Genomic DNA, 21,731 nt, shown 5'->3' with positions numbered 1-21,731 from the left:
GATATAAGATAAGATCAAATACACGGCTTGCCATTAACAGGAACATGAAAGGGGTCCGAACGGCATATTTACCGCTCTAATAAATAGATCAAATTCCGATTAAACTATTGGGGTGTTTAAATCATCTAAAAGCGGATAAGGGAGATGGAGAATCTGAAGTTATCTGCAAACCTCTACAGACCAAATTGGCTGTTTCTGAAACATTTAGGGGTTTTTCGCTTTTACTTTAGTGGCTACATACTTCTTTATATGGAAGTATAGTGAAAACTATTAAACCTAATTTCGCACAACATTTTAAAACTATTTATAGAAGCGTCATGAGAAAAAAGCTCATCATTACTGGAGTGGTATTAGTCGTAACATTGATTGTTGCCCTAGCGTTTTTCAATCCTGATTCAACTGAAGAAGGTGTAGCATTATATGCTACTGCAGAAAAAGGTGAATTTACTGTAGAAGTAACCACAACTGGTGAACTGTCGGCCGAAAGATCAACAAAAATTATGGGTCCAATTAATGCCAGAGATTATGGTATTAGACAAATTACCGTACAACGATTGGTAGAAGAAGGAACCCAAGTGAAACAAGGAGACTTTGTTGCTCAGTTGGATCCAGGAGAATTGTACGATAAAATTCAAACTGAAAAAGATCAATTGGATGCCCAAATTGCTGAATTTGAGCAAGCCAAATTAGATACTGCCCTTACACTAAGAGCAGAAAGAGATCAATTGATTAACCTTGATTACCAAATTGAGGAGAAACAACTTCAATTAGATCAGTCTCAATACGAGCCTCCAGCCACAGTGAGAAAATATGAAAACGAGCTTGAGAAACTGAAAAGAGATAAAGAAAGAGCAATCGATAACTATAAGCTGAAAATTCAGCAGGCTCAAAATAAAATGATCGAAGAAACTGCTGATTTAAGAAGAAGACAAAATCGTTATGACGATATGCAGTCACTTCTTGGTGATTTCACGATCAACGCACCTCAAGCTGGTATGGTAATTTATACTAAGCAAGGAAGCGAAAGAATTGTAGAAGGTTCTCAAATCAACGTTTGGATGCCAGAAGTTGCTGAACTTCCAGACCTTTCAAGTATGATTTCTACAACCTATGTTAATGAGGTGGATATTCGTAAAGTAAAAGCTGGTCAGCCAGTTGAAATTGGCTTGGACGCTTTCCCTGATAAAAAATTAACAGGTCGTGTAATTAGAGTTGCTCGCGTAGGTCAGCAAAACCCTAACTCTGACGCTAAAGTATTTGAAGTAATTGCAAGAGTAAACGAAAGAGATGGAGAATTAAGACCATCTATGACAACAAGTAACATCATTGTTACTCAGAAATTGGACGAAGTTATTCACGTACCATTGGAGTGTTTACATGTATTTCACGATTCAATCAATTACGTAGTGAAGAAGAACGGTTCTTTGCAAGAAGTTAAAGTTGGTTTAACCAATAGCAACGAGGCTGTAATTGAATTGGGAGTTGAAGAAGGTGATGTACTTTACTTAAGCAAGCCAGAAACTGTTGACGGAAAAGAACCAAAACTTCTTCCTGAGCTAAATGGCAAAAGAATGCAGAAATACGAGCAAGCTCCTCCAGCTGAAGAGGGTTCTGGAGAATGGATTATGTCTGATGGTACTCCAATGCCTGATATGATGATTCAGAGATTCAAGGAAAGAGGAATTACCGATCCTGAGAAAGCAAGAGAAATGATGCAGCAAATGGGAGGTGGCAGACAAAGACCTCAAGGTGGTGGACAGAGACCTCAAGGCGGAGGTTCTAGAAGAAGTGAATCTGCTGGAGAAACATCAGGTCAGCCAAAGCAGTAACTAAGGTTATGAATAAACAAAGTTTATTATCAAACTTTTATATAGCTCTCGAAGCCGTAATATCTAACCAAGTAAGGTCTATCCTTACGGCTTTGGGGATTATATTCGGGGTGGCAGCGGTAATCGCAATGCTTGCCATCGGGAATGGTGCTCAGAAAGAAATTCTGGAGCAAATAGAATTGGTAGGAGTGAACAACATCATTGTTCAACCTAATATTGAGCAGGTGGAGCAACAAATTGGTGGCTCTGACGAAGAAGATAAGAAGAAGTTTTCTCCTGGTTTAAAATTATTGGACGTTGAAAGTATTCGTAATACTATTCCTGGTGTTCAGAAACTTAGTCCTGAGATTCTTTTAGAGACTTACATTATCAAGAATGGTGTTCGTAGATCTTCAAAACTTGTTGGTGTAGAGCCCAGCTACTTTGAGGTGGCAAACTTTGAGATAGACAAGGGAGAAATGTTCAATGAACAACAACTAAGAGTTGGAACTCCTGTGTGTATCATTGGTAAAGCCATTCAATCTAAATTCTTTCCTCAGGAAGACCCAATTGGAAAGAAAATCAAAGTAGGATCTCAATGGCTAGAAGTTATCGGAGTACTTAAAGAGAGATATATTTCTGATAAGGCTATTTCTAACTTAGGAATCAGAGACTATAATATGGACGTTTATGCTCCAATTCAAACTGTGTTAATTCGCTATGTAAATAGAGATTTGGTAACAGGTTCTGGGTTGAAAAAGAGCTTTGGAGGCGGAGGCGGATTCAACTTCGGTCGTGGCTTTATGATTACATCAAGCAGTAGTGACGAATCAAGTAATACTCCTCCATCAAATTACCACCAGATTGACAGGTTGGTAGTTCAAGTAGAGCAATCTTCTAAATTGAGCTCAACTGCTGAGGTGCTATCTAGAATGTTAGAAAGAAGACATTTTGGTGTGGTTGATTATGAAATTACCATTCCAGAACTTCTTTTGAAACAACAGCAGCGAACTCAAAATATATTTAACATCGTATTGGCTGCAATTGCTGCAATATCACTTTTGGTAGGCGGTATTGGTATTATGAATATCATGCTGGCTTCCGTAATGGAAAGAATTAAAGAAATTGGTTTAAGACTTTCTATTGGAGCAAAAACTACAGATATTGTATCACAATTTTTATTTGAAGCTGTGCTTATTTCGGTTACTGGCGGTATAATAGGGGTAATACTAGGTATAGTTTTAGCGTATACTGTTTCCTCTCTGGCGGATTTCCCTACAGAGATTAGTTTTGCCTCAGTTGTTATCTCTTTTGGTGTAGCTGCTACAGTTGGGTTAATTTTTGGAATAACCCCAGCAAGAAGAGCTGCCAGTCAGGATCCAATCACATCTTTACGTCACGAATAGTTTTGAAAAATATTATGAAGAAAAAGGTCATTCTACTAGTAATCTTTTTGGTCGGTCTAATTCAATTCTCTTTTGCTCAAGAAAAACGTGTGCTCACATTAGAGCAGGTTATTCAAATGGCTAGAGAGAATTCGAGAAGTGCAAAAAGAGCAGAAACCCAAAGAAATATGGATTTCTGGAGTTTTCAGGTGTATAAATCGCAAATGAAGCCGCAATTGGTTTTGAGGGGGACATTGCCAAGTTATACCGATAGGTCTATCCCTGTAGCTCAACCTGATGGTACAGTTTTGTTTAAGAGAGTAAATCAGAACAACTCTAGATTGGCTTTAGGTTTTGAGCAAGTTTTGCCATGGACGAATACCACTGTTTCTTTTGATACGAATTTATCAAGGTTCGATAACTTTGTTACGGGTTCCGAAACTACCTTGTATCAAGGTGACCCAGTGGGAATTTCTATTGATCAGCCTTTATTTACTGTAAATCAATATAAGTGGAATAGAAAAATTGAGCCATTGAAGTATGAGCAATCTAGGAAGCAATATGTTCAGGATTTAGAAGATGCTTCTAGAACGGCTGCTCAATATTTCTTCCAATTATTGATTGATCAGAAGAACTTACAGATCGCTCGTCAAAATGAGCAAGCGAGTGATACGGTTTATAAGGTTGAGAGAGGTAGATATAACATAGGTACTTCTACAGAAGATAAGCTTTTACAAACTGAGTTGAACTTGTTAACAGCTCAAGGCGATGCTCAACAATATGAATTGGATGTTCAGTCTAATTCCTTGAGATTGAGGAATTACATTGGTCTAACAGAAAATGTTCAGTTGGAATTGGTGCCACCAGAAGAAGTTCCTGAGTTCAGTATTGATTATGGGATAGCTCTTGAATATGCTAAGATGAACCGTGCTGAATATATGGATTATCAAATTCAACGACTAGAGGCAGAACGTAGTGTGGCAACAGCAAGAGCAACCAGGTTTAATGCGAGCTTATCTGCAACTTATGGTTATAATAGTACCCAGCAAGGAGCATTATCTGGTGTTTATAATGGTGATAATAATTCTACTGGTTCAACAGTAGCTTTAACCTTCGCTCTTCCAATTCTTGGGGGAGGAAGAAATAAAGCAAGAATGAATCAGGCCTATGAACAACAGAAGCTTACAGAATTCACTGTAGAGCAAAACATGAACAATTTCGAGCAAGAAATTTCTACTGCAGTAAATAACTTTGAACAAAAAAGAAGACAGATTGATTTGGCTGCCAAAAGACAAGAGATCGCCCTTAAAAGGTTTGAAATCACGAATGGTCTTTACTTAGCAGGAAAAGTTGATATTCTTGACTTGAACAATGCTAGAGATACAAAAGACGTTTCAGTTAGAAGTTATATCTCAGCGCTACAACAATATTGGGTAGCATATTATGAGATGAGAACATTAACCCTCTATGATTTCTTGAATAATCAAATTCTTTATAACCCTCTTTTAGAGTACGATCCTAAGCTCGATGAGATGGTTGAAAGAGAAGGAAATTAGATGATATAAAAAAAAAGCCCCAAATGGGGCTTTTTTTTTATATTCCAGTGTAGTTGAACGGACTGATATTTTTCAGTTCATTTTTTATTTCACCTGAGACATCCAAGGTTTCTATAAAGCTGCTAATTGTTAAAGAAGTTATCTTCTCGTTAGTTCTGGTCAACCCTTTTAAAGCTTCGTAAGGCTTAGGATAACCTTCTCTTCTTAGAATGGTTTGGATAGCTTCAGCTACAACCGCCCAGTTATCTTCTAAGTCAGCTTCGATGGCCGCTTGGTTCAATTCAAGTTTGTTAATGCCTTTTTCTAATGACTTCAATGAAATTAAAATGTGCCCTAATGGAACTCCAATATTTCGGAGTACGGTAGAATCCGTCAAGTCTCTTTGAAGACGAGAAATCGGAAGTTTAGCTGACAAGTGTTCCAATATTGCGTTTGCAATGCCTAGATTCCCTTCGGCATTTTCAAAATCGATTGGATTTACTTTATGGGGCATAGCTGAAGAACCTACTTCACCTGCTTTAATCTTTTGCTTAAAGTAGTTCATAGATACATACTGCCATACATCTCGGGAGAAATCAATTAAGATGGTATTGATTCGCTTTAAAGCGTCACAAAGAGCTGCTAAATGATCGTAGTGCTCAATTTGAGTTGTCGGATGACTTCTTTGCAAACCCAGAGAATCTTTCACGAAGTCGTTACCAAAAGTTATCCAATCGGTATTAGGGTAGGCAACATGGTGGGCATTGAAATTGCCGGTTGCTCCGCCAAATTTTGCGGCAAAAGGAATATCTCCCAATAACACCAATTGTTCTTCAATCCTGCTTACGAAAACCTGCATTTCTTTACCCAGTCGCGTTGGAGAAGCTGGCTGCCCATGGGTTTTGGCCAACATCGGCACTTCTTTCCATGTTTCTGACATGTTCTTAATCAACTCTCGCGTACCTACAATGGCAGGCTCAATTACTTCGTGCATTGCTCTTTTGATTGAAAGAGGAATTGCCGTATTGTTTACATCCTGAGAGGTTAATCCAAAATGGATAAATTCCAATTGCTTACCCAAGCCAAGCGCTTCAAATCTATCTTTCAGAAAATATTCAACCGCTTTAACATCGTGATTGGTTGTCTTTTCAATTTCTTTGATTTCCTGAGCATCTGCTTCTGAAAATTCTTGATATATCGCTCTTAGATTTTCAAAAATATCAGGGTTTACAGCTTCAAGCTGGGGCAGAGGAATTTCACATAATGCGATGAAATATTCTACTTCAACTTCCACTCTATATTTAATGAGGGCATATTCTGAGAAATATTCAGCCAAAGGGGCTGCTACTCTTCTGTATCGGCCATCAATCGGTGAAATGGCAGTTAATGAGTTTAAATCCATGTTTTCGACTTAAAAAGAAAGCGCAAAGATACTAAAATGAATTGGCTTAAGGTCTTGAGAGTTGAACTCATTCGAAGGTATGCAATCTAAAAATTCATTGTTAGGGCAGAGATGCTTACTTTTGCGCCTTCGGAACCACTTTTCTTTTAGTAAGTTAAAGAAGTGAGGAAGAAGTAAACTTAAAAATGTATGGCGTTCGGACTATTCAATAAGAAAAAGAAGGAGGAAGAGAAGCAAGTTCCTAGCGTAAAAGCTGGGCACCTTAATTTGAAAATTAAAGAGGTAGTAAAAGAAACTGCCGATGCAATAAGTATTTACTTTGAACAGCCTGAATCAGGTACTATTCAGTATAAGGCGGGTCAGTTTTTAACCTTGATTGTCAATATCAATGGAAAGCAGGAAAGACGAGCATATTCGCTTTGCACCTCTCCATTTGTGGATCCCAATCCTGCCGTTACGGTAAAAAGAGTTGAGGGTGGATTAATGTCCAACTTCCTTAATGATAATGCTAAGGCAGGTGATGTTATTGAGGTAATGGAACCGATCGGAAACTTCACTACAAGTTTCAATGCTTCAAACAGTCGTCATGTTGTGCTTTTTGGTGGCGGAAGTGGTATAACACCACTTATGGCCATAGCAAAATCGGCATTGAATCAAGAGCCTAATACTCAAGTTTCCTTGATTTACGCGAATCGCAATAGTGATTCCATCATATTCAAATCTACTTTGGAAAAGCTAGAATCTGAATTTACAGGAAGATTAAGTGTGGTTCATGTTTTGGGAGAAGCTCCCGCAGAATGGAAAGGTTACACTGGTCTTTTAACTCAAGAAACTATTGCCGCTGCTCTTAATAGTCTTCCAAGTAAAGAAGGGGCAAATACCGAATATTTTATGTGTGGCCCTGGTCCAATGATGGAGATTGTAGAACAATCTCTTGCTGCCTTGAATATCCCTAAAGCCCAAGTTCATAAAGAAAGTTTTACTTCGGATTTAAGTAAAAAGCAGGATGCACCTTCTGCAGCTTCAGAAGAAATTATAGCCAGAGAGGTCACCGTAATTTATGATGGTGATGAATATAAATACACCGTTGAGCCAGGCGAAACCATTTTGGAGAAGGGGTTGGATGAAGATATAGACTTGCCTTTTTCTTGTCAAAGTGGACTTTGTACGGCTTGTAGAGGCAAATGTCTTTCAGGAAAGGTGAAGATGGACGAAGATGAAGGCCTTTCTGAAGCAGAATTAAACGAAGGCTACGTTTTGCCTTGTGTTAGTCACCCGCTTACTGATGATGTGGTGATTGAAATCGGCTAACTGACAATTTTACATTTTTATAACATTCACGATAGGTAGTGAGTAGTATATTGTGTGAGAAGAATGGGATTGTTCTTCTGCGTAACAAAAACTGTCACTACTTGTCGATATGAATGCCCTGCCACAACATGAGATTTTCCTCTCTGAAATATTAAGTAAGTACAATCAAGTCAGGCAGTTATCGCTTGAATTGTGTTCGCCATTGCAGCCTGAAGATTTTGTTGTTCAGCCGGTTGTGGATGTTAGCCCTCCGAAATGGCACCTCGCACACACCACTTGGTTCTTCGAAAACTTTGTGTTGAAAGCGGCCATGTCCGACTACAAGGTTTTTGATGATGATTACCATTTTCTTTTCAACAGCTATTATGAAACAGAAGGAGAACGTTGGATCCGCTCCGAAAGAGGAGTGTTGTCGCGGCCATGGGTGAATGAAATCATGACCTACCGAAAGTATGTCGATGAACATATGACTCAGTTTTTGTCTGGAAGCTATGAACTGAGCGATGAAATACTAGATGTACTGACTATTGGCCTCCATCATGAGCAGCAACATCAGGAGTTATTGGTGTATGACATCAAGCATATTTTGGGTATAAATCCTCTTTTTCCAGTGTATAAATCTTTCCAAAAGGAAGAAAATAAACCTGATTTGGAGGAGAACTATTTAGAAGTAGCCGAAGGAATTTATGACATTGGTTACTCAGGAAATCAGTTCTATTTCGATAACGAGCGAGGTGTTCACAAGGTGTTTCTGCATAAATATAGGATTCTCGATAGGCTTATTACCGCTGGTGAGTTCATGGAATTTATTGATGCTGGAGGTTATCAAGATTTCAGCCACTGGCTTATGGAAGGTTTTGAGTGGGTGAAAAGAGAGAAAATTAAAGCTCCTTTTTACTGGCTTAAAGAAGAGGGGAAATGGAAACATTTTACGCTGGCAGGTTTGGAAGATGTGAACCCAAATGAACCTGTAACACATATCAGCTTTTACGAAGCGGATGCATTTGCGAAGTGGAAAGGGAAAAGATTGCCAACTGAATTCGAATGGGAAGTGGCTTGTCAGTTGTTTGAGCCAGAAATTCCAGATGAAGCGAATTTTGTTGATGCTCGAAACTTTAGACCCATGCCGAGAAAGGGTAAACATACACAGTTTTACGGTGATGTATGGGAGTGGACGAACAGCGCGTACCTGCCTTATCCGTATTATGAAAAGCCCGAAGGAGCGATTGGCGAGTATAACGGAAAGTTTATGGTGAATCAAATGGTGCTTCGCGGAGGCTCTTTCGCTACCAGTAAAGATCACATTCGTTCGACTTATAGAAACTTTTTTCACCCACACCTTCGTTGGCATTTCACTGGCCTTCGCTTGGCCGAAACCATCTAACCATGAACAACAATTCCGCAACAGCTCTTTCTTCTTTCGCAATTGATGTAGATCGAGGGCTTTCAGAAAAGATAAAGACACTGCCTTCCAAGTATTTTTATGATGAAGAAGGCGATCAGCTTTTTCAGACCATTATGGGGCTGGGAGAATATTATTTAACCCGATCTGAATTCGAGATTTTTGATCAGCAGAAGCAGGTTATTTTGGAATCTTTTCTGGGTGAAGATGAGAACTTCAATCTGATAGAATTGGGGGCTGGAGATGGAACCAAAACCAAGGTGCTGATCAAGCATTTTCTTGAATCCGGAGTGGATTTTACTTATTCACCTATAGATATTTCTCAAAATGTATTGGATCAACTGAGCGAAGGTTTAGGGCGAGAACTGCCTGAATTAAAAGTAAATCCCGTTCAAGGCGATTACTTTGATGCATTGGGTAAATTGAATCAGAAGGAAAAGCAGAAAGAAGTTGTGCTTTTTCTGGGTTCGAATATTGGGAATTTTGCTAATGGCTTGGCGCTTCAGTTCTTGCAAAAGCTATCCAATAATCTAAAGGTTGGAAATTTGCTCTTTATTGGTTTTGACCTGATGAAAAATCCTGAAGTGATTTTAAATGCCTATAATGACAAGCTTGGAGTTACTAAGCAGTTCAATTTGAATTTGTTGAAGAGGATAAACAATGAATTGGGAGGTGATTTTGATGTAGATAGTTTTCAGCATTTCCCTACTTACAATCCCATTTCTGGCGAAACGCGTAGCCATTTGGTGAGCACAAAAAAGCAGCGTGTTTACATTGATGTTTTAGAAAAGCATTTCGAATTTGATGCTTGGGAGGCTATTCATACGGAAGTTTCACAGAAATATTCTCCCAAAATGATTGAAGACTTTGCTGTAAAGGCTGGTTTTAAAATCGTAAAAAACTTCACCGATCAGAATGAGTATTTTGTAGATTCTCTTTGGGAGAAAGTTAAGTAGAGAAGTTTTCCTCAAGGCTAGTAAAGAAGCTAAAGCGGCTTGAATTGCTCGAAAGCTTGGTGGCAGTTGTTACAATAATGCATGGAGCGGCACAAAGCAGGCCCAAAAGGAGTTTTCATCTTGGTATTTGTGCTGTCGCAATAGGGGCATTTGGCATGCTCGATTAACTCGATGTCTACAATGAGGTTGTGCTCAGGTGGAGGAGCCAGCCCAAATTTCTTTAAGGCTGCCCTTCCTTTTTCTGATATCATGTTAGAGTTCCACTGCGTTTCAAACGAAAGCTTTACTTCAAAGTCTTGAATGCCATTTTCCGTTAATACAGTTTCTACATCGTTTTTCATTACATCCATAGCAGGGCATCCAGCAAAAGTTGGTGTCATATCAACCTTTACTTTGCCCGAACCTTGGATTTCGATATTGGTGATAACTCCTAAATCGTTGAGTGAAAGCACAGGAATCTCTGGGTCTTTGACCGCATCTAGCCACGACCTGATTTCATCGACAGATAAATCCTTTGTGTTACTCATGTTCTTAGAACTTCAATAGGTTTAGATTACCACTCTGCTGTTGGGTCTTCTTTGAATACCTCCGACATCTCATCGAGCAATGGCTGTAGATGCTCGCTGTGTTCGCCTTTTCTTCCTCCTAATACGGCTTTCACCGTGCTTGTTTCAGGGATTTGAAGTTTAGTTTCGGAAAGAATATTCTGAATTTGCTTTAGCCATTCTTCTTTTAAGGCTTCTTCGCCAATGAAAATGCCTTCAGAAATCAATTGATTTTCATAAGGGCTAGTTTCAAAAATCCCCAAAGCGTAAGGAAAAGCCATGTTGAGAGAGTGTTGAAGTTTTTCAATACTTTCTTCCGTAGCAAGCCCCAATTGTTTTACCCAAATGTTGGCGTGCATGGTGTGATACTTGATTTCACCTTTGATTTTTCTTGCCAACTGTGCCAAGGGCTCGTAGCTAGAAGAAGACAAATGAGTGAATCGAAGTTGCTCAGCTGTATCGAATAAGAAATGTCGAATTAAACTGAAGTCGTATTCGCCATTAGGTAGCTCTACAAATTGACAATTGTGAAACTGATCAGCGTTGCGCATAAAAGCCACTGTGTCTGGATCAGATTCGCCCAACTCGTGAAGGAGTTTGTAGATTTGCCAACTTTGACCAACCTTATCTTGAGCCATGGAAGAAAAGGCAATGTCTTCTTCCAAAAGAGGCCCAAAGCCAGTCCATTCAGAGTTTCTGTGGCCTAAAATAAGTTGATCGTCTGCTAATTTATATAAGAATTCTTTTAGTGCTTCGGTATTCATGCTTCGGCCTGTTTTTCTTTGAACGCTTTAATTTTATCTGCCGCTTTATAGTCTATCGCATCACGATATTTCTTCTCAGGCAGGGTGTCCCAAATGTCCTTGTCTTCTTCGTCTGAAGCGAGAACATGCTCCGACTTGATGATCCAAACATTGAAAACAGGCTTGTCGCTTTGAAGCTCAGCCTTAGCAGCCGCTAAAGCATCGTTATAATCTTTGGCAAGAACATTTCCAGCATATTTATGCTGTTTGCCTCGCTTCATCAAATGGAAAATTTCAAAGCTCTCAGCTTCAGAACGAGAGGCAGAACTGGTTACTAAATCGTAAACATCTTGGTTGTTGTCGGTATATTCTGAAACCTTGATGTTTTCGGTTTTCACCACACAAAGAGCATTGCAAAACATTCCTCTTCGGCTGTATTGCTCCTTCGCAAAAAGGAATGCCATTTCTTCATTTGGAGCGTGAAGAGGACCAGCGTGTTCAAATGGTTTTCCTTCTTTCACTTGAATAAAGGCCTCGTAGGTTTCAAACTGATCGAGGTTTTCTACCTCAATGGCAAGAGGCTGGTTCGAGTCAATCCCTAATCGAGTGACTCTTGGGTCTAGCGATTTTAAGTTCATGATGCTAAGCTAATGGGGCTACATATTTGGCTTTTGGGGCAAGAAGGGCAGCTCGTACCCATCGACCTCTTTCTTCGGCAGTTTTTCGCACGGCCAAACGTTCCTTGTTGCAAGGGCCATCTCCGTTGATTACACGCTTGAATTCTTCCCAGTCAGGCTCGGTAAATTCCCAAACGCCTGTTTCCTGATTTTTCTTCAAGTTTTCATCTGGAATGGTTAAGCCTAATTCCCAGATTTTCGGAACGTACATGTCTAAAAACTGCTGCCTGCATTCATCATTAGAAGCCATTTTCACCTTCCATCTCATCAGAATTTCCGAGTGAACTGAAATTTTATCAGAAGGGCCGAAGAAATGCATCATTGGTGCCCACCAACGGTTTACAGCAGCCTGCATCATTTCGCGTTGTTTTTTGCTGCCTGTAGCCATGTGAATTACGCAGTGGTGTCCATATTTAAGGTGGAATGATTCTTCTGCACAAATTCTTTCCAACGCTCGGCAATATGGTCCGTAACTTCCTTTAGAATTGGCGATTTGGTTAACGATTGCACCAGCATCTACTAACCAAGAAATAAAGCATGAATCGGCCCAAGTGAAGGCTGGGTAATTGAAGATGTTAGAATATTTTGATTTGCCATTGATCAAATCCATAATCATCTGCTCTCTGGGTTTGCCCAAAGTTTCTGCTGCTGAATAAAGCAGTTGAGCGTGGCCAACTTCATCTTGAACCTTAGCCATCAAAGCTAATTTTCTTTTGAAACCTGGGGCTCTAGTAATCCAAGTTCCTTCAGGCAAAGCACCAATGATTTCAGAGTGAGCATGCTGCTCAATCATTCTGATGAGTTGCTTTCTATAAAGCTGAGGCATCCAGTCAGTAGGCTCAATTTTTTCACCTCTGTCTATTCTGGCTTCAAACTCAGCAAGTTTTATTGGGTCTTCATCAGAAAGCGCGGTGGCTTTCATGGTTTCGAATACATTTCCTCCTCCGTACATATTCTTATTTTTTTAATCCGTTCAACAAAAGCCTTGATAGCCGAGCGCCAATTTCTTCAGGGCTTAAACTACCTTCCGGCTTATACCAATTGTGGGTCCAGTTGAGAGAAGAAAGGATGGTAAGCATCATAAACTTCTCGTCTACTTCTTTAAACTCATTAGAAGCCATTCCGTCACGAAGAATTTTCTTAAATCTTCCTTCGTAATCATCGCGCATGCTCAAAAACTCTGAAAGTGAGGGCTCGCTCAAATGTCTCCATTCGTTGAAAAATACTGCAGAAGCATCGGTGTTTTTGGTGATTACCTTTACGTGAGCAATCATGGCTTTTTCCATTTTTGCTGCTTGGCTTGAGTTTTCAAGTTCTACTTCTTCCCAGGCAGCAAAGAATTCTTCTGCCATTCGGAAACAAATCTTTTGTAGAATTTCCTCTTTCGATTTAATATGCGAGTAAAGGCTGGCGGCCTCTATTCCTAAATCTTGAGCCAAATCACGCATCGAAGTAGCCGCATAACCTCTTTCTTGAAAAAGAACGGTCGCTTTTTCTTCAATTTGTTGCTTTCTGCTTTTCTTTACAACAGTTTTCATACTTGGCAAATATATACATACTAACGTTCGTTAGCAAGTGTTCATTGTGCTACAAAATTGTACTTCATGATTCGACTTCAAGATCCTGATTTTAAAAAAGATAGCTTCTTTAAAAAGCTTGAAACTACTATTTACTTAATGTTTGTGGCGCCTTTGGGGTTTTTCGCGTATGCTTTTTTGGAAAATGAAAAAAGTGGAGGCTTAAGATCGGTGATTATGGAAAAGCCTGACCTGATGTTTCATGGTGTGATGGTAATCGGAATTGGCTACGTTTTGATGCGCACGGTACTTACTTGGAAGAGAGATTTATTGAAAGCTCTGAAAACGACACCCGAACTTGATGTGAAGCTTCAACGACTGAAAAAACCATTTCTTTATAGAAGCTTTATGTGGTCCATCGGAGCGTTAATTGGCGCTTATGGACTTTATGAAAAAGGGGATATGATTTACGCTTTGGTGTTCAGTGTTTTCTTGATTCTGATAACTGCCAATAGACCTAGCCCGACTTATTTTTCTAGATTTTTAGGACTAAAAGGAGAAGAGAAAGAGTGGATAGAAAGTTAGAAAAATAGAGGCGGATGCTTCTGGTTTTGATAGACCTGAAACATCCGCCTGTTTTATGCTTTCTTAGAAAATAATACCTACTGTAATTGGGTTCAGCTTAGGCCCTTTGCCATCTTCAAATAGTTGGTTGAAATCGTAGTTCATAAACATGTCGATGCCGTTGATTCCCACTTGAAGTCTGGCGCCATATCTAAAATCGTTTACATAAAAGCTGCCTTTATCTTTTACTTTATCTCTATCACCATCTGTCCTTTCAATGTATTTGGCCTTTTCGCCCAATCGTAGCCCAACGTAAGGTCCTACACCAATTCTGAATCCTCTTTTTCTGCTGAAAGATACGCGAACATCATCTTCCTCATACTTTCTTACAATTCGTTTTCCTTGGCTGAAATCGATCATGGGAACTGCCATTACATTCAAATAGGAAACTTTCAATTTGCTTTTAAGCGCGCTGCCAATGTTGGTTTGTTCTGTGAAATTAAGCTCTCCACCATTAGGGTCTAGCCGTGTGGCAGCGTTTTCAAACTTGTAGTTATACCAGCTGAATCCCGCGCCCCAATCTAAGTATAGTGGGCCAGAAACATAGGTTACGTGGTCCCAATTCAGACCAATGTAAGTAGAGCCGATTGGCTTTACGCGGTAAAGGTCGCTTGAAGAAGGGAATTCGCCATCGCTTAAGAAATTGTTCAGGCCGATTTCAAAATTAATGCTTCTTAATGTGCCATGATCGTGACGCTCGTAATACTCGAAGTTCCTTGGTCTGCCTCTGCGTGATCGCCAGTCGTAATCCCAATCGTCTTCAATTTCTAGGTTGAAGCCTAAAAATCCCACTCTAAGGTAAAAATCATTATCGCTGATAAAGATGTTGTTTGAATCGTTTTTGGGTATGCTGATGGTAGTGTCGATGCGTTGCATGTCATCGTACCGACCCCAACGCCATTGGGCTTGCAGGTTTGAGTTTGCCCATAGTATTCCCAGGGCAATTACTAATATTTTGTATTGCTTTTGCATGATTGCGATATTTTAGTTCTTGAATCTGTTTTAGAAAATCACCCCAAAAGTGACCGGTGTTAGTTTAGGGGCGTTCACATCATCTTCGAAAAGATTGGTAAGGTCGTAGTTGAAGAACAGGTCGAAGAAATCCCATCCCATTTGAGCTCTTACGCCATATTTGAAAGGGTTTAGCAACAAGCTGTCGTTTACTTTGTCCTTTTGTCTGTCGCCATCTGCGTCATCATATTTGTATTTGGCTCTGCTGGCAATACGGTAACCAGCGTAAACACCGGCTCCAATTCTGAAGGAGTTGTAACGACCAAAAGAGAAACTAGGAACGAGGTGTGCATTAAGGTAGCCAACGCTGATTTTGCTCTTGATGCCCGACCTATCTACGCGTTCGTTGAATTCAACGGTTCTATTTTCTTTGTCCACATCCATTACAATTCTGGTGTTTTCAAAGCTGAAATCTTGAATGCTCAGGCCAACTCCCCAATCTAAATACAAGGGGCCAAACACTTTTGTAATGTTATCGAAGTTTATAGCTCCGTACCAGGAAGTCAAAGGATTGAGGTTGTAGTCGGAACTGCTGCTTGGCAGTTCTCCATCTTCCAGATAATTGTTAAGGCCAATGTAGAAATTCAAAAAGCTGTCGGTGCCTCTTCTTGGATAATATCTATCGATATCGAAGCTTCTTTCCAGAAAATCCTTTTCCTCTTCTTTTTCTTCTTTGGCAGCCTTTAAAGTAGAGGTTTTAATGGCTGACTCCGAAACACTGAGGTTTGGGTTTAATAATTCAGACTGAATTCCTTTTGGGGTGTACCCGTAGGTTAAATCAGTGCTCAGGTTGCTCTTTCCTTGAAAAATGTTCTGAGCGTTTGCTAGGCCCATGCTCGATACGACCAATATGAGCATGGCGATAAGTTTTCTTGCAGACATTGTATTATTTATTTTGAGTTGTAATTATTCGAATTGACTATTGGTGGTGTTTTGATTGGTATTTGTGCGTTCACCACTTTTGCTCTGTGGCTCGCTTTCGGTATTGCCATATTTTAGTTCGCTAGAAACGAATTCGTTTTTGGTAGTTCTTAATTCCGAAATGGTTTCTTTAGCAGTGTGCACACCTTTGGCTACACTGATGATTCCGTCTAACACGCTGAATTTCTTCTTCTTAGTGGTCTCGATTTCTTCATTATAAATTTGATTGCTGTAGAAATCGGTAAGCGTGATTGGCATTACGGATTGATGCTTGATTTGAGCAAGTGAATTCACTTTTAGGTTTAGATTGATATCGATTTTTTCAAGCTGAAGCACTTGGTGATTTACTTCAGTTAAATTCTTGTTCAAGTTTTTAACTGATGGCTGTTGATCCAAGCTTGCAACCAGTTGAGGAGAAGAAGAAAGCTGTTGAATAGGAGCAACAGTTTCTTCTTCTTGTTGATCGATTTGATCAACTTCCTGCTGGGTAGTTGTTTGAGTTTGATTTTGAGGTTTTTCCTTAGGGCTCTGTTCTTTTTCAAGACTTTGTTCCTTTGGAGTATTCTTAGCTTGGTATTGCTGTTGTTTTGAAGGTCTTGTAAGAAGAATTCCCCCGATTGTGAAAACAATCACAATGCTTGCGGCTATGCTTAGCCAGAAATAAACGCCTTTTTTCTTCCCTTCTAGGTTCCCTTCAATTTTTTCCCAAGCGTTTGATGGAGGTGTTGTTTTTTGATGGCTCAGCTTTTGACGAAAAAGCTCATCGATGTTATTACCCTTCATTTTGCATTAATTTATCATTCATACTATCCTCGGCCACAACCAGCATTTTCTGTAAATGCGCTCGGGCTCGGCTCAATTGAGATTTGGAGGTGTTCTCGCTTATTCCCAACTGCTCAGCGATTTCCTTGTGAGAAAATCCCTCAATGGCGTAGAGATTGAAAACGGTTTTGTAACCGGTTGGCAACTGATCGATCATTTTTTGCAAATCTTCAACTTCTAAATTGTTGTGCATTTGCTGGTAATCGGGTTCTCTGTTTGCCTTTTCAATTTCCACTTCCAAAAACATGCTTTTGTTTCTGCGAATGTAGGTGAGCGATTCGTTCACCATGATTCGCCTGACCCAGCCTTCAAAACTGCCTTCGCCAGAAAACTGGTCGATTTTTTTGAAAACTTTCGTGAAACCACAAACCAATATGTCTTCAGCCTCTTGTAGCTCAATGACGTACCGTCTGCAGACAGAATACATCAGAGGGGCATATTTTTCGTATATGTCTCGCTGTGCTTTTCTATCTCCTTTTCGGCAAGCTTCTATGAGCCTCTCTTCAGACTTTGACCTTTTGATTTGAAGCATTTTTTGGTTGATTCACAAGGTAGATGTATGAATGATAAAAAGGGTTGCATGCCTGTTTTAGAAAAAATAACTTTTAAAACTCCATGCCTTTTGCGTGCGGGGTAAAGTTCTTGATTTTTAAGGTTTTAATAAAGAATAAGAACGGGCATTTTATTTCGGATTACTCATTTAAAAATTGAAGTCATCGAAATAAGCCCGTTCTGTCAGGATAGATTTTTAGAATTTACTTATGGTTCCAGATCGGTTTTGATCTGTAATATTCAATGTTGGGTTGCCTTTGTAGCGAATGGACGAAAATCCACCTGCTGCTGCATTTAACTCTCTGTTGACAGTCAATCTGGCTCGGCTGTCGTTATTGGTTTCAACTTCGGCAAACTCAATAGAAGCATCGTAGGCGTAAAGTCTAGAGCCTTTTTGTAAATCGGCTTTCAGTTCTTCCACTTTGCTGCTTAGGTTAATTCGGCTGTTGTCGCTCATAAATAAATCCAAGCCTTTAATGTCCGAATCAATCGATAAGTTGGCATCGCCAAACGTCCAGATGGTTAGAAATTCGGTTTCGAAGTCTTCTATGCTCAAATCCGCTTTGCTATCTACTCTGATTTTTTCAATGTTTGGAGCGTACACATTTAAGGTGATGTCCGCAGATTCGTTTTCAGTTATCCTTAAATCTCTAGCGGATAAGTTCAGTTTACTGCCGTTAGGTGAGATTTCGATATTGTCTACCAATCTTTTTCTGCCTTCTAACTCGATTTTGAAGCTATCGGACTTGATTAGGTTTACCCTGAATCTGTCGCTCAATTCAATTTCAGAAAAAGGAGATAGCGTGAAGTTTTTGGTTTCTGTTGAAATTGATGTGGAGGAAGCATTTTCTTCTTCGCAAGTCAAGCATTTTAAGTCGCCATCTTCAAAAATCCAGGTGCTTTCAAACATGTTCCAATAAGAATAACCTCTGCTGAAGCGATAATATGTGCGTAATAAGTTTCTTATGCTTCTATCGATCTTGAAAGGTCTTCCTTCAGGAATATAGAAAGTGATATTCACCTCTTGAACTCTGAAATGAGCATCTTTTGAAAGCGTCAATTCTGAATCGAAGATGATTTCATTACCCTCTACCGCGTAGTTGTAAGTTGCCATACGCGCATTGCGTTCTGCATCTTCTAAGTTGCGGCCTCTGGCTCTGAACCTTTCTTCTACTCTAAACTGATCGTCTTCGCTTACGCGGATGTCCAAGTTGGTTAGGTCCGACACGAAATGATCATTGTTGTAATAATCATCGTTATCGTGCCATCTTTCTTCCCAACGATTCCATCTAAACTCATTTCTGCGCAAATCGCCATAGTTGATTTGGTTAGCTTTTAACAGAAGCGTGTCTGCCTGAACGCTGAATTCTTCAGTATTTCTGTAGCCGTTTTCTGATCTGAAATCTCTGACCACGTTTGGCAAAGTAGCGAAAGTCCCGAGGATGGCGATGAACCAAATCCCTAAAATGCTCCAGCCTACGGAACTGCTCATTACTCTTCTTTTCGCGATAACGGTAATACCGGCAATCAATAAATAAAGGAATGGTATGAAAACCGTGATCATCAAGAATAAGATGCCAATGCCTGGTACTGTAGCTTGGAAAATTTCTACAGGAAAATAAGCCAAGTCAGAATCCCAAATGAACCAATCGCCATTATAGAGGCCGAAGAATACGCCAGCAATCGCGATCAAAGTAACGATAGCCGAAAGGGCTGTCATTGAAATTAATGCACCAGTTAAAATTCTAATTACAGCGACAATAAACAGCATCAGCGGAGCAAAAGCCCTTCCTATACCCGTAAAGATTTTCCCGATTAATCGGAAAGGGAAGAGTAAGAGTTTAGTAAATGTACCTTCTCCTTTTGGGCCGAAGTCTGGCTCTTTGCTTCTTTTTATGTTAGAATCAATATTGGACAAGGTGACCTGCTCGCCTTTCATCTGCATTTTGTCCGTTATGGTAAATGCAGATGGCGTGATGATCCATAAAATAAGATAGGCCAAAATTCCAGTGCCAAACCCAAATGCCAGAACAATAAAGATGATGCGGATAATCAATGGTTCTATGCCGAAGTAGTTCGCCAAACCGGAAGAAACACCACCTAAAACTCTATCGTCAGGGTCGCGGTATAGCTTCTTGATTTTCTTATCTTCTTCTAAATATTCGCTACCAGGTGTAACCGCCCACATTACAAAATAGGCTATGAAAACCAATGAAGATGCTGGGCCTGCAAACACCAATCCGAAGAGTACGAACAAGATGCCGATGCGTAACCAAAGCGGATCGAAATTGTAATAATTGGCAATACCAGCGGCTACACCGCTCAATACTTTTCTTTGCAAGTCTCTATAAAGGCGAAGAGGGCGTTTTCTCTCCGACTTTTTCGAATTGTTATCGTTGAAAGTGCTGCTTTTCGCTTTTGTTTTTTCTTTCTGATTTGTTTTCGGTTCTAAATCATCCTCTTCTTCAATGGCTTCAAAATCAGAGATATTTCCCATGGTTTTGATCAAAGAATTAACGTCTTCAGCAGAAACTACCTGATTGCCGTCTTTTAATTTTTCTAAAAATATTTCGGCAATACGGCTTTCTATATCAGCAATAATTTCTTCGCTGTCTTCATAAGAAGAAAAATACTTGTTGATAGAATCAAGGTACCGTTTCAGGGTTTCGTACCCATCTTCCTCTATATGGAATATGATGCCACTTATATTGATGCTTATGTTCTTTTTCATGACAGCAGGATTATGAATTGTTTTTTGAGATGATTTGAGATGTTGAGTTGACCAGTTCGTTCCAGGTGGAATTCAGATTTTCCACAAATGCCTTACCTGTTTCGGTAATGGTGTAGTACTTGCGCGGTGGGCCTGAATTTGATTCTACCCATTTATATTCAACCAGTCCCGCTTTGCGAAGCCTGGTGAGCAAAGGGTAAAGTGTACCTTCAACCACCATGATTTTTGCAGAAGTAAGTTCTTCTAGCATATCCGATGCATAGACTTCCCCTCGGGAAATGATATGCAGAATGCAGAATTCAAGAATTCCCTTCCGCATTTGGACCTGTGTGTTTTCTAAATTCATCTCTTAACCTTTAAGATGGTTTGACCTTTTGATATACAAATGTACGAAAGAAGGTACTATGTGTTGCATAGTACCTAATAAAAAATATTACCTTGTTTAATAAATTGTTAAAAACCACCGTTTTAAGGTGTTTTGGAGTAATTTTACTTACTTTGTAAAAAGTATATTAAAATATTAGTATATTAAAATATTTATGCTCTAAAAGAGTTGTGTTTCAGGCGTAGCCAGAAGAAACAAATATGTTAATATTGAATACAAGCGGGGTTCGAACTAATCGTGATAAAAAATCTTAATAAATCTATTGTAGGGATGTTGCTCGTCCCTTTGTTTTTAATATCACCTAAGCTATACAGCCAAAATGCACCTAAATACAGCAACGAGTTTCTGTCTATAGGTGTGGGAGCTAGGGCTTTGGCTATGGCAAACGCGATGACTTCGGTGGCCGATGACGTTACGGCAGGTTACTGGAATCCTGCAGCACTCACCGACATAGAATATAGAACTCAGGTTTCTGCTCAGCATGCCGCTTATTTTTCGGGAATTGCCAATTATGATTATTTAGCCTTGGCGCGAGCTATTGATACCGATTCTCATATCGCGTTTTCCGTTATCCGTTTGGGGATTGACGATATTCCCGATACCCGATTTTTGTTTGATGACAATGGCCGACTGAATTACGATAACATCAAATTCTTTAGTGCGCAAGACTATGCCTTTGTGCTTTCTTACGCACGTGCAGTGGGGCTTATTTTCGGTAGGCCGTTTGGTAAGGGGGTTACTATCGGTACCAACTTCAAAGTGATTAGAAGAAAGGTTGGGGATTTTGCAGATGCATGGGGTTTTGGTCTTGATGCTTCTTTAAAGTATAGACATTACAATTGGGATTTTGGGATTATGTTGAGAGATGTGAGTACCACTTTCAACGCTTGGTCTTTTAATCAAGAAAGTCTAGCTGATATATATAGCCAAACCAATAATGTGCTGCCAAACAACTCTTTGGAGCTCACTTTGCCTAAGTTGATTTTTGGTGCTTCTCGCTCATTTAAATTCACTGAAAAAGTAGGCATGTTAGCTTCTGCCGATTTCGTTTTCACTTTCGATGGAAGAAGAAATGTTTTGGTGAAGACTGAAATTGCATCTTTCGAACCTTTACTTGGTCTTGAATTCAATTACGAAAAGCAATTTTTTGTCCGTGCGGGCATCGGTAATTTTCAACGCATCAAAGATTTTTCTTATGAAAATGGAGGTACAGGAAATACCTATTGGTCTTTTCAGCCCAACATGGGCTTAGGTATCAACCTGGGAGATTTGGTAATTGATTATGCCTTGACTGATATTGGGAATGTAGCAGAATCACCTTATTCACATGTGTTCAGTTTGACATATTCTATGGATGCATTGCCTGGTATTTACGCAAAAGACAAAAGAAAAGAGAGGTAGGAG

Annotated in this window: 20 protein-coding genes; 8 read left to right on the top strand and 12 right to left on the bottom strand. The window is 39.7% G+C overall.

Annotated features, from left to right (window positions below):
• The first annotated feature begins 317 nt into the window (after positions 1-317).
• Genes ACXACJ_RS13975 through ACXACJ_RS13965 form a run of 3 tightly spaced genes read left to right on the top strand, consistent with a single transcriptional unit; the run spans position 318 to position 4,749 of the window.
• Entirely contained in the window at positions 318-1,829 is a 1,512-nt protein-coding gene (locus ACXACJ_RS13975; protein WP_475135048.1) for an efflux RND transporter periplasmic adaptor subunit, read from the top strand.
• A gap of 8 nt (positions 1,830-1,837) precedes the next feature.
• Positions 1,838-3,214 (top strand): ABC transporter permease, encoded by a 1,377-nt coding sequence (locus tag ACXACJ_RS13970; protein ID WP_475135047.1) that lies wholly within the window; start codon positions 1,838-1,840, stop codon positions 3,212-3,214.
• Positions 3,215-3,228: 14 nt separating this feature from the next.
• A complete protein-coding gene (locus tag ACXACJ_RS13965) occupies positions 3,229-4,749 on the top strand; it encodes a TolC family protein (protein ID WP_475135046.1) in 1,521 nt (506 codons plus the stop codon).
• A gap of 37 nt (positions 4,750-4,786) precedes the next feature.
• Here the strand turns inward: ACXACJ_RS13965 and purB are convergent, their stop codons facing one another.
• Positions 4,787-6,130, bottom strand: a complete 1,344-nt coding sequence (gene purB / locus ACXACJ_RS13960; RefSeq protein WP_475135045.1) for an adenylosuccinate lyase — start codon at positions 6,128-6,130, stop codon at positions 4,787-4,789.
• Positions 6,131-6,319: 189 nt separating this feature from the next.
• On the opposite strand from purB, the gene ACXACJ_RS13955 reads away from it, so the two are divergent.
• From ACXACJ_RS13955 to egtD, 3 genes are all read left to right on the top strand, one after another.
• Positions 6,320-7,441 (top strand): 2Fe-2S iron-sulfur cluster-binding protein, encoded by a 1,122-nt coding sequence (locus ACXACJ_RS13955; RefSeq protein ID WP_475135044.1) that lies wholly within the window; start codon positions 6,320-6,322, stop codon positions 7,439-7,441.
• A 109-nt stretch (positions 7,442-7,550) separates the two neighbouring features.
• Complete coding sequence (gene egtB, locus ACXACJ_RS13950; protein WP_475135043.1) at positions 7,551-8,825, top strand: ergothioneine biosynthesis protein EgtB; 1,275 nt, start codon at positions 7,551-7,553, stop codon at positions 8,823-8,825.
• Positions 8,826-8,827: 2 nt separating this feature from the next.
• A complete protein-coding gene (gene egtD / locus ACXACJ_RS13945) occupies positions 8,828-9,799 on the top strand; it encodes an L-histidine N(alpha)-methyltransferase (RefSeq protein ID WP_475135042.1) in 972 nt (323 codons plus the stop codon).
• 29 nt (positions 9,800-9,828) lie between these two features.
• Here the strand turns inward: egtD and paaD are convergent, their stop codons facing one another.
• The 5 genes from paaD to ACXACJ_RS13920 are packed head-to-tail and all read right to left on the bottom strand — an operon-like array spanning position 9,829 to position 13,302.
• Positions 9,829-10,326, bottom strand: a complete 498-nt coding sequence (paaD, locus tag ACXACJ_RS13940) for a 1,2-phenylacetyl-CoA epoxidase subunit PaaD (RefSeq protein WP_475135041.1) — start codon at positions 10,324-10,326, stop codon at positions 9,829-9,831.
• Positions 10,327-10,352: 26 nt separating this feature from the next.
• The gene (gene paaC / locus ACXACJ_RS13935) at positions 10,353-11,108 is read right to left on the bottom strand and encodes a 1,2-phenylacetyl-CoA epoxidase subunit PaaC (RefSeq protein WP_475135040.1); all 756 of its coding nucleotides are present in this window, start codon (positions 11,106-11,108) and stop codon (positions 10,353-10,355) included.
• Positions 11,105-11,725, bottom strand: a complete 621-nt coding sequence (locus tag ACXACJ_RS13930) for a phenylacetic acid degradation b (protein WP_475135039.1) — start codon at positions 11,723-11,725, stop codon at positions 11,105-11,107. Before ACXACJ_RS13930 ends, paaC begins: the two co-directional genes overlap by 4 nt.
• A 4-nt stretch (positions 11,726-11,729) precedes the next feature.
• The gene (gene paaA, locus ACXACJ_RS13925) at positions 11,730-12,716 is read right to left on the bottom strand and encodes a 1,2-phenylacetyl-CoA epoxidase subunit PaaA (RefSeq protein ID WP_475135038.1); all 987 of its coding nucleotides are present in this window, start codon (positions 12,714-12,716) and stop codon (positions 11,730-11,732) included.
• 4 nt (positions 12,717-12,720) lie between these two features.
• Complete coding sequence (locus tag ACXACJ_RS13920) at positions 12,721-13,302, bottom strand: TetR/AcrR family transcriptional regulator (protein ID WP_475135037.1); 582 nt, start codon at positions 13,300-13,302, stop codon at positions 12,721-12,723.
• Positions 13,303-13,368: 66 nt separating this feature from the next.
• On the opposite strand from ACXACJ_RS13920, the gene ACXACJ_RS13915 reads away from it, so the two are divergent.
• Positions 13,369-13,866, top strand: a complete 498-nt coding sequence (locus tag ACXACJ_RS13915) for a hypothetical protein (protein WP_475135036.1) — start codon at positions 13,369-13,371, stop codon at positions 13,864-13,866.
• 63 nt (positions 13,867-13,929) lie between these two features.
• Here the strand turns inward: ACXACJ_RS13915 and ACXACJ_RS13910 are convergent, their stop codons facing one another.
• The 6 genes from ACXACJ_RS13910 to ACXACJ_RS13885 form a co-directional block, all read right to left on the bottom strand.
• A complete protein-coding gene (locus tag ACXACJ_RS13910; protein WP_475135035.1) occupies positions 13,930-14,877 on the bottom strand; it encodes a hypothetical protein in 948 nt (315 codons plus the stop codon).
• A 30-nt stretch (positions 14,878-14,907) separates the two neighbouring features.
• Positions 14,908-15,798 carry an outer membrane beta-barrel protein gene (locus tag ACXACJ_RS13905; protein WP_475135034.1) on the bottom strand — a complete coding sequence of 297 codons (891 nt, stop codon included), beginning with the start codon at positions 15,796-15,798 and terminating at the stop codon, positions 14,908-14,910.
• A 24-nt stretch (positions 15,799-15,822) separates the two neighbouring features.
• On the bottom strand, positions 15,823-16,620 hold the full coding sequence (locus ACXACJ_RS13900; protein WP_475135033.1) for a hypothetical protein: 798 nt from the start codon (positions 16,618-16,620) through the stop codon (positions 15,823-15,825).
• A complete protein-coding gene (locus tag ACXACJ_RS13895) occupies positions 16,610-17,191 on the bottom strand; it encodes an RNA polymerase sigma factor (protein ID WP_475135032.1) in 582 nt (193 codons plus the stop codon). The genes ACXACJ_RS13900 and ACXACJ_RS13895 overlap by 11 nt, the downstream gene beginning before the upstream one ends.
• Positions 17,192-17,407: 216 nt before the next feature.
• A complete protein-coding gene (locus ACXACJ_RS13890; RefSeq protein ID WP_475135031.1) occupies positions 17,408-19,942 on the bottom strand; it encodes a PspC domain-containing protein in 2,535 nt (844 codons plus the stop codon).
• Positions 19,943-19,952: 10 nt separating this feature from the next.
• Positions 19,953-20,288, bottom strand: a complete 336-nt coding sequence (locus ACXACJ_RS13885; RefSeq protein ID WP_475135030.1) for a PadR family transcriptional regulator — start codon at positions 20,286-20,288, stop codon at positions 19,953-19,955.
• A 276-nt stretch (positions 20,289-20,564) separates the two neighbouring features.
• Here ACXACJ_RS13885 and ACXACJ_RS13880 point away from each other — a divergent pair, with 276 nt between their 5' ends.
• The gene (locus tag ACXACJ_RS13880) at positions 20,565-21,728 is read left to right on the top strand and encodes a putative type IX sorting system protein PorV2 (protein WP_475135029.1); all 1,164 of its coding nucleotides are present in this window, start codon (positions 20,565-20,567) and stop codon (positions 21,726-21,728) included.
• The last annotated feature ends 3 nt before the right edge of the window (positions 21,729-21,731 follow it).

The sequence above is a fragment of the Roseivirga sp. AWQ4_251 genome (assembly GCF_056158225.1).
Note: the sequence above shows the minus strand (reverse complement) of the source record. Positions and strands in the feature narration are given on the sequence as shown.